Source organism: Methylobacterium sp. OAE515 (genome assembly GCF_041806315.1).
In the GTDB taxonomy this organism is placed as follows: Bacteria; Pseudomonadota; Alphaproteobacteria; order Rhizobiales; family Beijerinckiaceae; genus Methylobacterium; species Methylobacterium tardum.
The window spans coordinates 5,007,039-5,022,525 of sequence record NZ_JBGMUV010000001.1 but is presented as its reverse complement, the minus strand read 5'-3'; the positions used below and the strand labels follow the sequence as shown (position 1 = coordinate 5,022,525).

Genomic DNA, 15,487 nt, shown 5'->3' with positions numbered 1-15,487 from the left:
CCCTCCTTAGAGGCTGCTGCGCAGCACATCAGGATGAGGGGACGGACGGGACGGACCGACCGAGGACGATTCAGGACAGGCCCGTGACCGAGACCCCCTTGCGCGCCGCCCGCGCACCCCGCGAGACCAAGGCTGCTGGCCTGGAGCCGCTGGCGGTGCTGCCCGTCTTCGTGCCCCTGCGCGGCAAGCGGGTGGTGCTGGCCGGCTCCTCCGGCGGCGCGCCCTGGAAGGTGAAGGTCCTCGCCGCGGCCGGGGCCCATGTCGACGTCTACGCCCCCGAGCCCAGCGAGGAGCTGCGCGCCGTGCCGGGCGAGATCGTCGACGGGCAGGTGGTGCTGCACGAACGCGCCTGGAGCCCCGACGACCTCTGGGGTGCGGCCTTCTGCATCGGCGCCATGGAGGACGAGGCCGAGTGCGTCGCCTTCGTGGCGGCGGCGCGCGGGGCCGGCGCCATCGTCAACGCGGTCGACCGGCCGCATCTCTGCGACGTGAAGTTCGGCGCCATCGTCAACCGGTCACCGCTGGTGGTCGGCATCTCGACGGAGGGCGCCGCCCCGGTCTTCGGCCAGACCGTGCGCGCCCGGATCGAGGCGATGCTGCCCCGCGGGTTCGCCCGCTGGATGGGCGCCGCCCGCGACTGGCGGGACGGCGTCACCGCGCGCTTCCACGGGTTCGCCGAGCGCCGGGCCTTCTGGGAGCGCTTCACCGACCGCGCCTTCGCAGAGCCCGACAGGGCCCCGTCGGATCAGGATCTCGCCGAACTGCTCGGCGAGACCGAAGCGGCTCCGAAGGGCGGGGCGGTCACCCTGGTCGGCGCCGGCCCCGGTGACGCGGAACTCCTCACTCTCAAGGCCCTGCGGGCGCTGCGCAACGCCGACATGATCCTGTACGACGACCTCGTCGCCCCGGAGATCCTCGATTACGCCCGCCGCGAGGCCCGCACCATGCTGGTGGGCAAGACCGGCCACGGCCCGTCCTGCCGGCAGGACGACATCAACGCGCTCATGGTGCAGCTCGCCCGCTCCGGCAAGCAGGTGGTGCGGCTGAAATCCGGCGACCCGTTGGTCTTCGGCCGGGCCGGCGAGGAGATCGAGGCCTGCCGCGCCGCCGGCATCCCGGTGACGGTGGTGCCCGGTGTCTCGGCCGCGCAGGGCGCCGCGGCGGCTCTCGGCGTATCGCTGACCCACCGCGATGCCGCGCGCCGCCTCCAGTTCGTCACCGGCCACGACCGACGCGGGGCGCTGCCCGACGATCTGAACTGGGGTGCGCTGGCCGATCCCAGCGTCACGACCGTCGTCTACATGCCCAAGCGTACCTTGCGAGCGCTGCTCGCCCGCGCGGTCGCGGAGGGGCTGGCGCCCACGACGCCAGCGCTCCTCGTCTTCAACGCAACGCGCCCGAACCAGAAGGCGCTGCGCGGCACGGCGATCGATCTCGCCGACCGGGTCGAGGCGGCGGGGCTCGACGGGCCGGCCCTGCTGATGGTGGGCGAAGCCTTCTCCGAGATGCGGGGCGCGCTTCCAGCCCAGGCAGAGCAGAATCGCGTGGCGGTCTGAGCCTGCTCTCGCCGAGCGCCACCCGCGACGCCCTCATTAAGCGGAGCGACCTGATCCAGGGCAGCGCGACGTCGGTCAGTGTCGCGCCGCCTGTATTGCTTCGCGCCGCTCGCAAGGACGGCAGCGCCGCAATCATCGACCGAAGCTGGCTCAGGTCTCGCCGGCCACGAAGGCGCGCATCAGGTAATTGGCGATCGCCATCGGCGGCGGCGCCTGGATCCCCTCGGGATGGGTGCCGTCCAGCATCGCGGCGACGGCCGCGCGATCGAACCAGCGGGCATCCTCAAGTTCGTTCGGATCGGTGACGATGGCGCCGTCGAGGGCCTCGGCGGCGCAGCCGAGCATCAGAGACGACGGGAACGGCCAGGGCTGCGAGGTCCGGTAGGTGACCGCGCCGACGCGGATCCGCGTCTCCTCGAACACCTCGCGGCGGACCGCGTCCTCGATCGTCTCGCCGGGCTCCAGGAAGCCCGCGAGGCAGGAATACATGTGCGGCCGGAAATGCGGCCCGCGGCCGAGCAGGCAGGCGTCGCCCCGGCGCACCAGCATGATCACCACCGGGTCGACCCGCGGGAAGTGGTGGGCGCTGCAGTTCGGGCACTCGCGCCGGAAGCCGCCGGCCTTCACCGCGGTGGCGGTGCCGCAATTGGCACAGAAGCCGTGACGGGCATGCCAGTCGAGCATCGACTTGGCCACGGCCAAAAGCCCGAGTTCCTCCGCCTCCACGATGGATTCGGTGGCAATCGAACGCAGGTCGAGGGTGCGGATCCCGTCGTCGGCGAACCGCTCCGCGGCCTCGGCCGGCGCCGCGGCGGCGAAGACCGGCTGCCCATCCCGATGCCCTAGGAAGATCCGCATCCCGTCGGCCAGGCCCGTCGCGTCGGCGGGATCGATCAGGGCCGTCGCGCCGCGCAGGACAAGCCGGTCGCCGCAGAGCAGGACCAGGCGCGCCTCCGGCGCGTCGAGGGCGGGGACCGCTTCCTCGGGCTGCTCGGCCGAATGCCGATCGAGACGGTTCCGGACGAAGCCGAGGGTGTCGCGGGGATCGGTCATGCGTTTCGTTCAGGCCGCCGAGAACAGGGCGCCGGCGCGCTCGATGAGCTGCGCGCGGGCGTGAAGCGGGTAGGGCGTGCGGGTCCCGACGCCCCAGACCGGTCCGGGCCAGGCCGGGTCCGAGCGGAAGCGTCCGACGACATGAACGTGAAGCTGCGCCACGACGTTGCCGAGAGCCCCGACATTCACCTTGTCGGGCCGGGACAGGGCCTGCATCACGCCGACGGCGATGCGGGTCTCCTGCCAGAGCGCCTGCGCGTCCGGCTCTGCCAGATCGGTGATCTCGACGAGATCCGGACGGCGCGGCACGAGGATCAGCCAGGGAAACCGGGCATCGTCCATCAGCAGCACGCGGCACAGGGCGAGGTCGCCGACCTCGACGGTGTCGGCGGCCAGGCGCAGATCGAGGGTGAAGTCCGAGTCGCTCATCGGTGACCGATGTAGCGCAGCTTCGACCGCGGCGCGCGGTCCGTTCGCCGGAACGGTGACGCATCCCACGCGCGGCGGCGGGCCGGCCCGGTCAGAGGCCCGGCACGACGCCCTGACGCCCGACCGCGATCGTGCCGGCGTCGAGCGATCCATCCGGGGCCGATCGGGCGAAGATGGTCACGGCCGCACCGGGTTCGAGCAGCGCCTTCTCGCCGGGTGACAGCTGGGTGACCGGCGTGTCGCGCGGGACTTCGAAGGCGGATCGGCCGCCGGTGTAGGACAGCGCCACCCGCAGGGGCGATCCGGTCTGCAGGTCGGTCACCCAGCCGGCCGTCAGGCTCGCGCCGGGGGCGGTGTCCCAGGGTTGGCTTCCCGCCTCGAAGCCCCGCTCGGACGGCGAGTACAGCGTCACCGCCGTGGCGCGCTGGGGCTCCGATCCGGGCGCACCGACCACGCTGACGTAGCTCTCCGGCTTGATCGACCACAGGCTCGACTGGTTCACCGCGTAGATCCGGGTCCGCGGCCCCATCCGCAGGGTGAGGGTGCTGCCGCTGGACCGCCGGATCTCCAGACGGTCGGCCTCGGCCCGGATGATTGTGCCGCGGAACCGGGGAGAAATCGGCTCGGCGCGGACGGCGGCCGTGGCGGCCAAGGCCAGCACGGCGGCAAGGAGAAGGCGTTTCACAGGACTCACGGGCTCCTTGTCGCTCAGGTCCGGGAGCCGAACGTCAGGCGCCACGCCCGGTTCCCGGCTGCAGGCGTGCCATCCGGGAGGCCGCCGCTCAAGGTCGGGGCCGTCAATGCGCCATCAGGACCGGCATGTCGGCGTGGGCGAGCACGTGGCTGGTGACACCGCCGAAGATCATCTGGCGCAGGCGGCTCTGAGTGTAGGCGCCCTTGATCAGCAGGTCGCATCCGAAGGCCTGCGCCTCGGTGAGGAAGGTCTCGCCGGGCGCGCGCCGACCGGCCGGCAGCGCCCGGTGGGACGCGTCCACGCCTTCGCAGGCCAGCGCCTGGGCCAGATCCTGCGCGGTCGGGCCCGGCACCATGCCGCCCTCGACGCTGAGCACCAGCACCCGCTGCGCCTTCCGCAGGAACGGCATCGCGAAGGCGACGGCGCGGGCGGTCTCGGTGGAGCCGTTCCAGGCGATCAGGATCGCCTCGCCGAGACTCGCCGGCGGGGTCGGCGGCGCGAGCAGGATCGGCCGGCCGCTCTCGAACAGGGCGGTCTCGAAGGTGGTCATGCGCGGCGCGTTGTCGGTGGTGCCCGGACGGCCGACCACGGTGGCCGAGAACAGCCGCGCGTACTGGCCGAGGAAGGCGTCGCCGGTCGGCACGTCCTGCCGCCAGCGAAAGCGCGGTCCGGCCTCCGCGACCCGCTCCGGGATGCACAGCCCGTCACGGGCATGCCGGGGAATGCCGGCCGCATCCATGAAGGCGACGAAGCGGCCACCCGCCTCCTCGGCCTCGGCACGGTCGGCCTCCTCGTCGCGCAGCCACGTCATGCCCCCGACCATGTCGACCGGCACGTATTCGGCCAACGCAGGACGCAGGGACACGCCCTCGATGAGGCTGCCGAAGCGCGAAGCCGCCAGCCGGGTCGTCTCGAACACGGAGGGCAGGGCGTCGTGCATTGCGACGGGTACGAGCAGCGTCTTCATGGCAGCGTCCTCCTCGGGGGGCGAGGCTAATCCGGGCGGCCGCTCTGTGGAACCGGGCACGGCACGGCGCGCACACGGTTTTGCGCGTCGCCTGGATCGAGACGGGACCGGGCCCACCGGGTAAGCGGCCGCTCGACGAGGCGGTGGACCAGCAGGGCGGCAGCGACGCTGCCCGCGAGCATCAGGGCCATCCCGCCCCAGGGGTGCACGGCCGGCGCGAGGCCGAGCCGGAGCAGCGCCTCGCGGACGAGGCGCAGCGCGAAGGGATGCACGAGGTAGAGGGCGTAGGACGCGTCCCCGAGGATCACGAGGCCCCGCACCGCGGCCGGTAGGCGTGAGACCTGCGCGGCGTCGCTCTCCGGCCCGAGCGCGGCCGCCACCAGCAGCGCCGCCGGCACGCCGACGAGCAGCGGGCGGAGGACCCCGTCGGCCCCGTCCAGGCCGGCAAGCCAGCGGGCCGCCAGGACAAGACCCAGGGTGCCGAGGGCCGCGAGGACGAGGCGGACCGGCAGCCCAGGCCGGAATCCGTCCCGATAGGCGAGGGCGAGGCCGGCGCCGGCCGCGAATTCCAGCACGATTGGATCCGCCCAGAAGCGCAGCGGCACCGGCAGGTCGGGCATGAGTCTCCCGGCGGCAACCAGAAGCGCCAGGGCCAGGGCCAGCCAAGCCACCGCGCCGCGTCGGCCGAAGCCGAGTCCGGCCGCGAAGAGGACGTAGAAGAAGGCCTCGTAGTTCAGGGTCCAACCCAGGCCGTAGGGGGGCTGGACGGTGCCGTCGGGCCGGGCCGCCGGCCAGAACAGGAACCCGGCGACGAGCGCCCCGGGATCATGGGCCAGCGCGGCGGCCTCGCCGAGAAGCTCCGGGCGGGCGAGGGCGAGGCCGAGATAGGCGAGGCTCACCAGCCAGTAAAGCGGCACCACCCGGGCGACCCGGTGCGCCAGGAAGCGCCCCCGGCTGCCCGGCTGTCCGAACAGGCGCCCGGCCGCCAGGACGATGACAAGGCCGGAGATCACGAAGAACAGATCGACCCCGCCCCACCAGGGCAGCAGCGTGCCGGGGTCGAGGGCCGGGCCGGCGCCGCGCCCGGCGAGCAGCCCGGCCTCGTGCCGCGCGTGGTGCCACACCACCATCAGCGCCGCCGCGGCGCGCAGGATCTGGACGGCGACGAGGCTCATGCAGCGGCCGCGGCCCGGTCGCGACGAGCCGCCCGTCCGAGGTCGGACGATCGCGCCGTCATTGCGGCGCGCCGGGAGCGAGCCCGAAATCCATCACCCTGGTTGGTCGGTGACACGTGTCTCCAAGGCCGCCAATCCATCGTAGATCCTGCCTGGCGCGAAGCAAAAACAGCAGGAACCATAAGCCGATGGCCTCGTTGACGCACCAATTCGCGAACGCGCCGGCGTGAGGTCTGCGATCTCCGCGTGCAGCGTACCATGCCCGTTCGCGCGTCCACATTGACAAGAGGTTCCGATGCTCAAGAATTATGCTGCTGCCTCCGCGCTCGTCCTGGCGCTGTCGACGCCGGCTCTCGCGCAGAGCGCCAACGACTTCCGCGTCCAGTCGATGCAGGCGAACGCATTCGAGATCCAGTCCTCGCAGATTGCGCTGTCCAAGTCGCGCAATCCGCGGATCCGCTCCTACGCCCAGGAAGTGCTGCGTGACCATCGCGCCGCCAACGTCGCCCTCGCCGGCGGCCAGACCGGCGCCATGGCGGCCGGCGATCCGGGCCTCGGCGGCCTGATCACCGCCCCTGTCGCTGTAGCGGGCAGCGCGGTCGGCGCCGGTGTCGGCGCGGCGACCGGCGTGGTCGGCGGCACCCTGTCGGGCGGCCCGGTCGGCGGCCTCGAGGGCGCGGGTGCGGGCGCAGCGCGCGGTGCCGCAGCGGGCAGCCAGATCGGTCGTGGCGAGGTCATGGCCACCGGCGCCTCCACCATCGTGCCGCCGAACCCCGAGCAGCAGGCGATGCTGTCGGAGCTCTCGGCTGCCCCGGCCGGCGCGCGGTTCGATCGCCTGTACGCGACCCAGCAGATCCAGGCGCATCAGATGAGCCTCGCGATGACCCAGGCCTATGCCCAGGGCGGCCCGAACCCGGCCCTGCGCAACTACGCCCAGCAGGCCCTGCCGGCCCTGCAGATGCACCTCCAGATGGCCCAGCGTCTGCCGGGCGCGATGTAAGACACGATCCGGCATAAGGCCCGGCTTCGCGCCGGGCCGATCGGCGGCGGGCGCAAGCCCGCCGCCTTTTTTATGTCCGCGTCGCGCTCAGTCGCATGCGATGGCGGCGACCGAACGGACCGCCAACCCGGCGGTGTCGAGCGGCGGCTTGAACTCGCCGGTCTTCGGATCGCAGACCAGCAGCGAGCCGGTGGCCACGCCGAAATGGGCGCCGTGGAGCTCGATCCGGCCGTCGTCAACCCGCTCCTTCACGAACGGGAAGGTTAGCAGGTTCTCGATGCTCTGCTTGACGACGGCGAGTTCCAGCTTGGTCAGGTAGTCCGGCGCGTCGGGATCGCCCGCCTTGGACTCGGCCTGCCCCACGAGCGAGACCCACTTGCCGATGAAGTCGCCTGGGGAGAGCGGCTTGGCCTTGTTGGCATAGGCCTTGATGCCGCCGCAGGTGGCGTGGCCGAGCACGACGATGTGCTTCACCTCCAGCGCCTGGACGGCGAATTCCAGAGCCGCCGAGGTGCCGTGGTACTGCCCATCGGGCTGGTAGACCGGCACGATGTTGGCGACGTTGCGGATCGTGAACAGCTCGCCCGGACCGGCATTGAAGATCGCGCTGGGCGAGACACGGCTGTCGCAGCAGCTGATGATCAGGATCTCGGGATTCTGGCTGGAAGCGAGCTGCGCGAAGCGGCGGCGCTCCGTCGGGAAGCGGTCCTGCAGGAAGGACCGGTACCCTTCAGTCAGGTAGATGGGGAACATCAATTCGTCTCCAGTTAGAGGATTCCGCGTTGCGCGGAGTGGAACTCAAGGATCCTGCCAAGTCAGAACGCGCGGCTGGACCGGAATAGTCCCGCTCGCGACTTCGGCTGCAAGCTCGGCGAGGCCCACGGGCTCGACGCGCTCGCCGCTGGCGCGCAGTTCATCGAGCGGCCACCAGCGCGTGCCGATCAGGGGGTTGTCCTCGGTCTCGGCGAGGCGGCTGGTATCGACCCGGTCGTCCGGCAGGCGGACGAGGAAGTAGCGCTCGCGCGCGTCCCGCGACTGGCGGAACAGGTGGAACGGCCCGTCGCAGGCGGCGACCTGTGGGCCGATGGTCGCGTCGGCGCGGCCGATCTCCTCCTCAAGCTCGCGCCGGCAGGCGGTGACGTGGTCCTCGCCGGGCTCCAGACCGCCGCCGGGCATGAACCAGAACCGGAGCGGCGCCCCGTCCGGACCCTTGGCGTGGACCGACGTGTAGGCGATCAGCAGGATCCGGTCCTGCGGATCGAGGACGATCGCCCGGGCAATATGACGGATCGGAAGCGGGGTTTCTGCGCTCATGGCGGCTGAGCTAGAGCGCGCGGTTCGCGATGAACACCGGTTCGGTGCAAATGATCACCGTTCCGGCGGGGTTCGATCGTCCGCCCGTGAGGCCGGCGCCCAGATCACCACCGGCAGCCCGTGCGCGTCGCGCTCCGGCCGCACCGGCAGCGGCACAGCGCAGCCGTCGAGAATGTCGCGGGCGACGACCAACGCCGCGAGGGCGTCGAGATGGTCATCCTCCGGGACACCTTTGACCCGGCCGACGACCAGCGCCGCGGGCAGGCCGGCGGCAGCCAGGAGGGTCCGCCGCAGGGCGAGACCCGCCTGCGCGTTCCGGCCCTTCTTGGGCAGGCCGAGGGGCCGGTCGCCGTTGAGCGCGTGGAACGCGACCTCCGGGTGGACCTCGTGGAGCCGGTCGCGCGCCTCCGGGCGCTCCCGCAGGAGCGTGTCCACCGCGCGGACGTAGCGGAAGATGTTGAAGCCCTGGATCGAGGGCGCGAAGGGCGGCTCGCTGCCGGCGCGGGAGGCCGCCTTCGCGGATTCGTAGTCCGGCGCGTACACCGCGGCGCGGGGCGGCATTGGGAAGACCGAGGAGCGCGCCGGCCCCAGGCGCGCGCGGGCGGCGCGATCGGCGGACCGTCCGCCACCGAAGATCCGGTCGGGCAATCCGATCGGCACGTCGATTCCGACGATCAGCGGCTGTTCCGGCGTGTCGAGGAGCGCGGCGACGTCGGGGAACAAGGCGCAGCGGTGGCGAGCCGGATCGTCAACGTCGATGAGGGCGCCCGCCCAGGCGCCCCGGCAACCGTCCAGCCCCGCGATCCAGCGCGCCATCCTCGCTCCCTCTGCCGATCCCGCGCCGCGCCTCTGGCCCGGAACCCGAAGCCCGCGATGGTCTTGTCTGCCTTGCCCGTCCGGGCGCGGAAAGCTATCCGCGCCCGGACGGGCGCCGCAGCCCCGGGAGAAGCGTGATGAGCGAGATCCGTCCCCGCCGCAGCGTGCTGGCGATGCCCGGCTCCAACGCCCGGGCGCTTGAAAAGGCGCGGACGCTGCCCGCCGACGTGATCTTGATCGACCTTGAGGACGGCACCGCACCCGCGGTGAAGGCTCAGGCCCGCGCGCAGGTCGCTGCCGCGGTTGCGGCGAGGGGCTTCGGCCAGCGCGAGATCGTGGTCCGCATCAACCCGCCCGAGACCGAGGACGGCGAGGCCGACCTCGTCGCGCTCGCGCCGGCCGCCCCGGACGCGATCCTGGTGCCGAAGGTCCGCGCCTCCGACGCGCTGATCGCCGTGGGCTCGCGCCTGCGCCGCCTCGGCGCGCCGCTGGCGACGCGGGTCTGGGCGATGATCGAGACGCCGATGGCGGTGGTGAACGCCGCCGAGATCGCGGGCGCGGCCCGGGACGTGGACGGGCGGCTCGGCGCCCTGGTGATCGGCCCGAACGACCTGCTGAAGGCGTCCCGGATCCGGCCGCCCGGGCGGGCCGCGCTGATGCCCTGGCTGATGAACGTCCTGGCCGCCGCCCGAGCCTACGAGATCGAGGCGATCGACGGCGTCTTCACCGACCTCACCGACGCGGCCGGGTTCGAGGCCGAGTGCGCGCAAGGGCGCGACCTCGGCTTCGACGGCAAGATGCTGATCCACCCGAGCCAGATCGGCCCGGCCAACGCGGCCTTCGGGCCGGACGCCGAGGAGATCGCGCAGGCGCGCCGGCTGATGGACGTCTTTAACACGCCGGAGAACCGCGAGCGCGGCGTGATCGCGGTGGACGGCAAGATGGTCGAGCGCCTTCACGTCGAGGCGGCCCGGCGGACGCTCGCCATGGCCGAGGCGATCGCGCGGCTCTCCGCGTGAGCGACCTGCCCGAGGTCGGCCTGCGGCTGCTCGACCCGCGCCTGCCGGGCTGGGGCTTCCCGCGCTGGGGCTCGTCGGCCGCGGCAGGCCTTGACCTGCATGCCTGCCTCGATGTGCCCCTGGTTCTCCCGGCTCAGGGCAAGCCGGTCTTGATCCCCGCCGGCTTCGCCGTGCTGATCCGCGATCCCGCCTGGTGCGGGCTGATCTTCCCCCGCTCGGGCCGCGGCCACCGGGAAGGCTTGGTGCTCGGCAACGGCACCGGGGTGATCGACGCGGATTACGAGGGCCCGCTGATGGTCTCCGCCTGGAATCGGGACGAATCCGAGCCTGTCCGGATCGAGCCGGGCGAGCGGATTGCGCAGCTCGTCTTCACCCGGATCACCCGGCCGGTGCTGACCATGCTGGAGGGCGCGCCCGGCCCCGGCTCGGACCGGGGCGCCGGCGGGTTCGGATCAAGCGGGCGCTAGGCCGCCTCTCAGTCGAGGGTCTTGCCGAGCCGCCCCGCAAGATCCTGGATGAACTGGAAGGCGGTGCGGCCCGAGCGCGAGCCACGGGTGGTGGCCCATTCGAGGGACTCGGCGCGCAGCTGCTCCGGCGGCACGGCGAGACCGTAGCGGTCGGCATAGGCGCGGATCATCGCCAGGTACTCGTCTTGGCTGCACTTGTGGAAGCCGAGCCAGAGGCCGAAACGGTCCGAAAGCGAGACCTTCTCCTCCACGGCCTCGCCGGGATTGATCGCCGTCGAGCGCTCGTTCTCCATCATGTCGCGGGCGAGGAGATGCCGGCGGTTCGAGGTGGCGTAGAACAGCACGTTGCCCGGCCGCCCTTCGATGCCGCCGTCGAGCGCCGTCTTGAGCGACTTGTACGAGGTGTCATCGGCGTCGAAGGAGAGGTCGTCGCAGTAGACGAGCCAGCGGTGCGGGTCCGGCCGCAGCAGGGCCATCAGGTCCGGCAGCGCCTCGATGTCCTCGCGGTGGATCTCCACGAGCTTCATCGGCAGGCTGCCGGCAGGCCGGCGGGCGTTGATCTCGGCATGGGCCGCCTTGACCAGCGAGGACTTGCCCATGCCGCGGGCGCCCCACAGCAGGGCGTTGTTGGCCGGCAGGCCGCGGGCGAAGCGCTCGGTGTTCTCCACCAGGGTGTCGCGTGCCCGGTCGATGCCGGTAAGCAGGCCCATCTCCACGCGGGCGACCTGCGGCACCGGGGTCAGCCGGCGCTCGGGGCCCCACAGGAAGGCGTCGGCGGCGTTCGGGTCGAAGGCCGGCGGGATTGCGGGCGCGGCCCGCTCCAGCGCGGTGGCGATGCGCTCCAAGAGCGGCATCAGGGCGTCGAGGGTCGCGGGGCTCGTCATCGGATCGGGGGGTTCGCGTGCAGGTCGGTCAAGCGGCCGGTTCTACGGGGAAGATTCCGGGAAATCATCCGTATCCGGACGCATGACGCAGGTCTTCCGAACGCGAACCCGGATCGGGCGTTGAGTCTCCCGGCGGGGTGGGCGCGATGACGCCGGGGAGCACGATGGAAACAGGACCGACGATCCGGATCACCCAGGTCGCCGATTACGTCTTCACGGTGGATTTCGGTTCGGCCCTGCCGGCGCTGATCACCGACGAGGCACCGCCGATCGGCGGCGGGACCGGGCCGTTCCCCGAGCAGCTCCTGATCTCCGGGGTCGCGAACTGCCTCTGCGCCAGCCTCGTCTTCGCCCTGGGCAAGTTCCGCCAGGAGGCGCGGGGTGTGGCGGCCGAGGCGTTCTGCCGGGTGGAGCGCAACGCCGAAGGGCGGCTGCGGGTCACCGGGATCGGCGTCCACATTCAGCTCGGGGCCAGCGCCGCCGAGATGCCCCGGATCGACCGGGTGCTGGAGCAGTTCGAGCGGTTCTGCACCGTCTCGGAGAGCGTGAAGGCCGGGATCCCGGTAGCCGTCTCGGTGACGGACCGCGACGGGACGCGCCTGAAATGACTCAGGCCGGGGAAAAATCGGCGGCCCGGCGCATTTCCGCAGGACCAACCGGTCGCCACGGCCGGACGAGGAGACGCCATGTCGGACCAGACGCGAGAGCCCGCCCGCGCCCCCGAGGAGCTTGCCGCCCTGTTCAACCGACGCGCCAATGCCGGCGACGTCGAGGGCCTCGTCGCCCTCTACGAACCCGACGCGGTGCTGGCAGCCGGCCGCGTGGTCGCCACCGGCCATGCCGAGATCCGGACCTTCTACGCCGACCTGCTGGCGCGCAAATCCGACTTCCCGGCGCCGGAAACGCCGCCGCCCCTGCGCAACGGCGCGCTCGCCATGACCTTCGCGCAGCTGCCCAAGGGCGCATTCTCGGTGGAGGTCGCCCGTGAGCAGGCGGACGGGACGTGGCTCTGGGCGATCGACCAGCTCAAGCTCGCGCCGCCGAAGGCGTGACGGCCGGCTTATAGGCCTCGTCACCACGCGGCCGCGCAGCGGAACCCGGGGTTCAGACGCACCAACGCGCCAGGTTCCGGTGCGCGTGGCGGTTCTGGATTCCGGGCCCGCCCCCGGCGCCCCGGAATGACGGTGAGAGAGAATGCCGATCCGAGTCGGACCGGTCCGACACCCGCGCTTGTCCCACCGGACGCGATGCGGCAAAGCGGGGCCCGCGCGCTCGACGCCGCGCAGAAGACCCGAGCCGACTCGATGCACGACATCCGCGCCATCCGGGAGAACCCGGACGCCTTCGACCGCGACCTCGCCCGCCGGGGCCTCGCGCCGCTCTCGGCCGAGCTGATCGCCCTCGACGAGACGCGGAAATCGTCGGTCTCGGCCGCGCAGGCCAATCAGGAGCGGCGCAACGCGCTGGCCAAGGAGATCGGCGGCGCCAAGAAGGCCAAGGACGAGGACCGTGCCGCCGCCCTGATGGCGGAGGTCGCGGCCCTGAAGGAAGCCGAGCCCGAGCTGAAAGCCGCGCAGGACGCGGCCGACAAGACCCTGGCCGACCGGCTCGCCGCGATCCCGAACCGGCCGAAGGCCGACGTGCCGGAGGGCGCCGACGAGCACGGCAACGTCCTCTACCGCAGCCACGCCTCCACCCGCGAGCGGCTGACCGAGGGCAAGGAGCATTTCGAGCTCGGCGAGGCCGTCGGCCTGATGGATTTCGAGGCGGCGGCCAAGCTGTCCGGCTCGCGCTTCGTGGTGCTCAAAGGCCAGCTCGCGCGGCTGGAGCGGGCGCTCGGCCAGTTCATGCTCGACCTGCACACGCAGGAGCACGGCTACCTGGAGGTGGCGCCACCGGTGCTGGTGCGCGACGCCGCCATGTTCGGCACCGCGCAGCTGCCGAAGTTCGAGGACGACCAGTTCTCGGTCTTCAAGGGCCTCGATTACGTCAAGGCGCTGCAGGGGCAGGCGGGCGCGGACTCCGCGCCGGTCAGCGACGAGCATTTCTGGCTCGTCCCGACCGCCGAGGTGCCGCTGACGAACCTCGTGCGCGAGTCGATCCTCCGCGAGGAAGAACTCCCTCTGCGCTTCACCGCGCTCACCCCCTGCTTCCGCGCCGAGGCCGGGGCGGCGGGGCGGGACACCCGCGGCATGCTGCGCCAGCACCAGTTCAGCAAGGTCGAGCTGGTCTCGATCACGACGCCGGAGGAATCCGCCAACGAGCACGAGCGGATGCTGACCAGCGCCGAGGCGGTGCTGAAGAAGCTCGATCTGCCCTACCGGGTGATGACCCTCTGCACCGGCGACATGGGCTTCGCCAGCCAGAAGACCTACGACATCGAGGTCTGGGTGCCGGGCCAGCGCACCCACCGCGAGATCTCGTCCTGCTCGGTCTGCGGCGACTTCCAGGCACGGCGGATGAACGCCCGCTACCGGGGCAAGGACGGCAAGCCGGCCTATGTCCACACCCTCAACGGCTCGGGCGTCGCGGTCGGCCGCGCGCTCATCGCCGTGATGGAGAACTACCAAAACCCGGACGGCAGCATCACGATCCCGTCGGTGCTCCACCCCTACATGGGCGGGCTCAATCGGATCGAGGGCACCCGCTGATGCGCATCCTGGTCACCAACGACGACGGCATCCACGCGCCGGGGCTCAGTACCCTGGAGGAGATCGCCCGGGAGCTCTCGGACGACGTCTGGGTCGTGGCGCCGGAGAGCGACCAGTCCGGCGTGTCGCACTCGCTCTCGCTCAACGACCCGCTTCGGCTGCGGCAGGTTTCGGAGCAGCGCTTCGCCGTGAAGGGCACGCCGTCGGACTGCGTGATCCTGGGCGTGCGTCACATCCTGGGCGATCACGGCCCGGACCTCGTCCTGTCGGGGGTCAACCGCGGCCAGAACGTCGCCGAGGACGTGACCTATTCGGGCACGATCGCGGCCGCCATGGAGGGGACGATCCTCGGGATCCGCTCGATCGCGCTCAGCCAAGCCTACGGCGCCGGCGGGCGCGGCGCGCTCAAGTGGGACTGCGCCCAGACGCACGGCGCGAAGGTCATCCGCAAGATCCTGGAGACCGGGATCGAGCCCGGCATCCTGGTCAACGTGAACTTCCCGGACTGCGAGCCGGCCGAGGTGCAGGGCGTCGCGGTGGCCGCACAGGGCTTCCGCAACCAGGCGCTGCTGTCGATCGACGCGCGGGTCGACGGGCGCGGCAACCCGTATTTCTGGCTGGCCTTCGCCAAGGCGCGGTTCGAGCCGGGCCACGGCTCCGATCTCAAGGCCATCGCCGAGAAACGGATCTCGGTGACGCCGCTGCGCCTCGACCTCACCGACGAGCCGACGCTGACGCGCTTCGCGCAGGCCTTCGCCGGGTGATCGAACGGACGTCGATCGATCTGGGCAGCCTGGAGGCGGCTGCCGGCAACGCGGCCTTCGTGATGGCGCTTCGGGGCCGGGGCCTGCGGGACACCGCAGTGCTGCGGGCCATGGAGCAGGTGCCGCGGGACGCCTTCGCGCCGCAACCGCATCGGGAGCATGCGCGGCGCGACATTGCCCTGCCGTTGCCCTGCGGCGCGTCGATGACGGCACCGTCCACGGTGGCGCTGATGCTGGCGCTGCTGCGGCTCGAGCCGGGTCAGCGCGTCCTGGAGATCGGCACGGGCTCGGGCTACGTGACCGCGTTGCTGGCCCAGCTCGGCGCCGGCGCGGTTCTGAGCTTGGAGCGTTACACGACGCTGGCCGGGATGGCGACGCGACAGCTGGCGGCCCTCGCCGAGGTGCATGTCGTCCGGGCGGACGGGCTCGCCCCGGAACTGCCCGATGGAGGCTTCGACCGGATCCTGGTCCACGGCAGCGTCGCGGCGATCCCGCCGCACTGGCGCGCGGCCCTCGAACCGGGCGGGCGGCTGGTGACGGGGCTTAGCGGCGACGGGATTTGCCGGGCCGCCGTGCTGGCTTCGCCGGAGGCCGATGCGGAGTTGGGCGCGCAGGTCCGTCTCGCGGCGCTGGTCCCGGTGCTCGCGCGCGTACTCTGACAACGTTCCGACATCGCGAGCGCAGCGAAGCAATCCAGC

At 72.0% G+C, this 15,487-nt stretch carries 18 protein-coding genes; 9 read left to right on the top strand and 9 right to left on the bottom strand.

Annotated elements, in window-relative coordinates:
- The first annotated feature begins 83 nt into the window (after positions 1-83).
- Complete coding sequence (gene cysG / locus ABIE45_RS24560) at positions 84-1,556, top strand: siroheme synthase CysG (protein WP_192708925.1); 1,473 nt, start codon at positions 84-86, stop codon at positions 1,554-1,556.
- A gap of 150 nt (positions 1,557-1,706) precedes the next feature.
- On the opposite strand, the gene nudC is transcribed toward cysG, so the two are convergent.
- From nudC to ABIE45_RS24535, 5 genes are all read right to left on the bottom strand, one after another.
- Positions 1,707-2,609: an NAD(+) diphosphatase gene (nudC, locus tag ABIE45_RS24555; protein WP_192708924.1), complete on the bottom strand. Its 903-nt coding sequence runs from the start codon at positions 2,607-2,609 to the stop codon at positions 1,707-1,709.
- A 9-nt stretch (positions 2,610-2,618) separates the two neighbouring features.
- Entirely contained in the window at positions 2,619-3,038 is a 420-nt protein-coding gene (locus ABIE45_RS24550) for an HIT domain-containing protein (protein WP_192708923.1), read from the bottom strand.
- A 91-nt stretch (positions 3,039-3,129) separates the two neighbouring features.
- On the bottom strand, positions 3,130-3,723 hold the full coding sequence (locus tag ABIE45_RS24545) for a hypothetical protein (RefSeq protein WP_192708922.1): 594 nt from the start codon (positions 3,721-3,723) through the stop codon (positions 3,130-3,132).
- Positions 3,724-3,835: 112 nt separating this feature from the next.
- Positions 3,836-4,699, bottom strand: a complete 864-nt coding sequence (locus tag ABIE45_RS24540; protein ID WP_192708921.1) for a universal stress protein — start codon at positions 4,697-4,699, stop codon at positions 3,836-3,838.
- Between the two features lie 26 nt (positions 4,700-4,725).
- Positions 4,726-5,874, bottom strand: coding sequence for an acyltransferase (locus ABIE45_RS24535; RefSeq protein WP_192708920.1), 1,149 nt, complete (start codon positions 5,872-5,874; stop codon positions 4,726-4,728).
- Between the two features lie 295 nt (positions 5,875-6,169).
- Here ABIE45_RS24535 and ABIE45_RS24530 point away from each other — a divergent pair, with 295 nt between their 5' ends.
- On the top strand, positions 6,170-6,874 hold the full coding sequence (locus ABIE45_RS24530; protein WP_192708919.1) for a DUF4142 domain-containing protein: 705 nt from the start codon (positions 6,170-6,172) through the stop codon (positions 6,872-6,874).
- An 87-nt stretch (positions 6,875-6,961) separates the two neighbouring features.
- Here ABIE45_RS24530 and ABIE45_RS24525 read toward each other — a convergent pair whose 3' ends face one another.
- From ABIE45_RS24525 to ABIE45_RS24515, 3 genes are read right to left on the bottom strand one after another with little or no spacing between them, the layout of a single operon-like run.
- Positions 6,962-7,627: a carbonic anhydrase gene (locus ABIE45_RS24525; RefSeq protein ID WP_192708918.1), complete on the bottom strand. Its 666-nt coding sequence runs from the start codon at positions 7,625-7,627 to the stop codon at positions 6,962-6,964.
- 45 nt (positions 7,628-7,672) lie between these two features.
- The gene (locus ABIE45_RS24520) at positions 7,673-8,188 is read right to left on the bottom strand and encodes an NUDIX domain-containing protein (RefSeq protein WP_192708917.1); all 516 of its coding nucleotides are present in this window, start codon (positions 8,186-8,188) and stop codon (positions 7,673-7,675) included.
- Between the two features lie 54 nt (positions 8,189-8,242).
- Positions 8,243-9,004 (bottom strand): DUF429 domain-containing protein, encoded by a 762-nt coding sequence (locus ABIE45_RS24515; protein ID WP_192708916.1) that lies wholly within the window; start codon positions 9,002-9,004, stop codon positions 8,243-8,245.
- Between the two features lie 137 nt (positions 9,005-9,141).
- Between ABIE45_RS24515 and ABIE45_RS24510 the strand changes: the two genes are divergently transcribed.
- Positions 9,142-10,023, top strand: coding sequence for a CoA ester lyase (locus ABIE45_RS24510; RefSeq protein WP_192708915.1), 882 nt, complete (start codon positions 9,142-9,144; stop codon positions 10,021-10,023).
- Complete coding sequence (gene dut, locus ABIE45_RS24505) at positions 10,020-10,490, top strand: dUTP diphosphatase (RefSeq protein WP_192708914.1); 471 nt, start codon at positions 10,020-10,022, stop codon at positions 10,488-10,490. The genes ABIE45_RS24510 and dut overlap by 4 nt, the downstream gene beginning before the upstream one ends.
- A gap of 8 nt (positions 10,491-10,498) precedes the next feature.
- Here dut and ABIE45_RS24500 read toward each other — a convergent pair whose 3' ends face one another.
- On the bottom strand, positions 10,499-11,374 hold the full coding sequence (locus ABIE45_RS24500; protein WP_192708913.1) for an ATP-binding protein: 876 nt from the start codon (positions 11,372-11,374) through the stop codon (positions 10,499-10,501).
- Between the two features lie 164 nt (positions 11,375-11,538).
- Here ABIE45_RS24500 and ABIE45_RS24495 point away from each other — a divergent pair, with 164 nt between their 5' ends.
- The 5 genes from ABIE45_RS24495 to ABIE45_RS24475 all read left to right on the top strand — a co-directional run bounded on the left by ABIE45_RS24495 (position 11,539) and on the right by ABIE45_RS24475 (position 15,448).
- Complete coding sequence (locus ABIE45_RS24495) at positions 11,539-11,982, top strand: OsmC family protein (RefSeq protein ID WP_192708912.1); 444 nt, start codon at positions 11,539-11,541, stop codon at positions 11,980-11,982.
- Between the two features lie 78 nt (positions 11,983-12,060).
- The gene (locus ABIE45_RS24490; RefSeq protein WP_192708911.1) at positions 12,061-12,426 is read left to right on the top strand and encodes a nuclear transport factor 2 family protein; all 366 of its coding nucleotides are present in this window, start codon (positions 12,061-12,063) and stop codon (positions 12,424-12,426) included.
- 252 nt (positions 12,427-12,678) lie between these two features.
- Positions 12,679-14,025, top strand: coding sequence for a serine--tRNA ligase (gene serS / locus ABIE45_RS24485; protein ID WP_192709070.1), 1,347 nt, complete (start codon positions 12,679-12,681; stop codon positions 14,023-14,025).
- Positions 14,025-14,789: a 5'/3'-nucleotidase SurE gene (surE, locus tag ABIE45_RS24480; protein ID WP_192708910.1), complete on the top strand. Its 765-nt coding sequence runs from the start codon at positions 14,025-14,027 to the stop codon at positions 14,787-14,789. The genes serS and surE overlap by 1 nt, the downstream gene beginning before the upstream one ends.
- A 62-nt stretch (positions 14,790-14,851) precedes the next feature.
- Positions 14,852-15,448, top strand: coding sequence for a methyltransferase domain-containing protein (locus ABIE45_RS24475; RefSeq protein ID WP_192709069.1), 597 nt, complete (start codon positions 14,852-14,854; stop codon positions 15,446-15,448).
- Positions 15,449-15,487 lie beyond the last annotated feature (39 nt).

Bases quoted from the DNA above. Each gene is read 5' to 3' on its own strand.
- nudC (WP_192708924.1), bottom strand. From the start codon at position 2,609: ATGACCGATCCCCGCGACACCCTCGGCTTCGTCCGGAACCGTCTCGAT.
- ABIE45_RS24550 (WP_192708923.1), bottom strand. From the start codon at position 3,038: ATGAGCGACTCGGACTTCACCCTCGATCTGCGCCTGGCCGCCGACACC.
- ABIE45_RS24540 (WP_192708921.1), bottom strand. From the start codon at position 4,699: ATGAAGACGCTGCTCGTACCCGTCGCAATGCACGACGCCCTGCCCTCC.
- ABIE45_RS24535 (WP_192708920.1), bottom strand. From the start codon at position 5,874: ATGAGCCTCGTCGCCGTCCAGATCCTGCGCGCCGCGGCGGCGCTGATG.
- ABIE45_RS24530 (WP_192708919.1), top strand. From the start codon at position 6,170: ATGCTCAAGAATTATGCTGCTGCCTCCGCGCTCGTCCTGGCGCTGTCG.
- ABIE45_RS24525 (WP_192708918.1), bottom strand. From the start codon at position 7,627: ATGTTCCCCATCTACCTGACTGAAGGGTACCGGTCCTTCCTGCAGGAC.
- ABIE45_RS24520 (WP_192708917.1), bottom strand. From the start codon at position 8,188: ATGAGCGCAGAAACCCCGCTTCCGATCCGTCATATTGCCCGGGCGATC.
- ABIE45_RS24515 (WP_192708916.1), bottom strand. From the start codon at position 9,004: ATGGCGCGCTGGATCGCGGGGCTGGACGGTTGCCGGGGCGCCTGGGCG.
- ABIE45_RS24510 (WP_192708915.1), top strand. From the start codon at position 9,142: ATGAGCGAGATCCGTCCCCGCCGCAGCGTGCTGGCGATGCCCGGCTCC.
- ABIE45_RS24500 (WP_192708913.1), bottom strand. From the start codon at position 11,374: ATGACGAGCCCCGCGACCCTCGACGCCCTGATGCCGCTCTTGGAGCGC.
- ABIE45_RS24495 (WP_192708912.1), top strand. From the start codon at position 11,539: ATGGAAACAGGACCGACGATCCGGATCACCCAGGTCGCCGATTACGTC.
- ABIE45_RS24490 (WP_192708911.1), top strand. From the start codon at position 12,061: ATGTCGGACCAGACGCGAGAGCCCGCCCGCGCCCCCGAGGAGCTTGCC.
- serS (WP_192709070.1), top strand. From the start codon at position 12,679: ATGCACGACATCCGCGCCATCCGGGAGAACCCGGACGCCTTCGACCGC.
- surE (WP_192708910.1), top strand. From the start codon at position 14,025: ATGCGCATCCTGGTCACCAACGACGACGGCATCCACGCGCCGGGGCTC.
- ABIE45_RS24475 (WP_192709069.1), top strand. From the start codon at position 14,852: ATGGCGCTTCGGGGCCGGGGCCTGCGGGACACCGCAGTGCTGCGGGCC.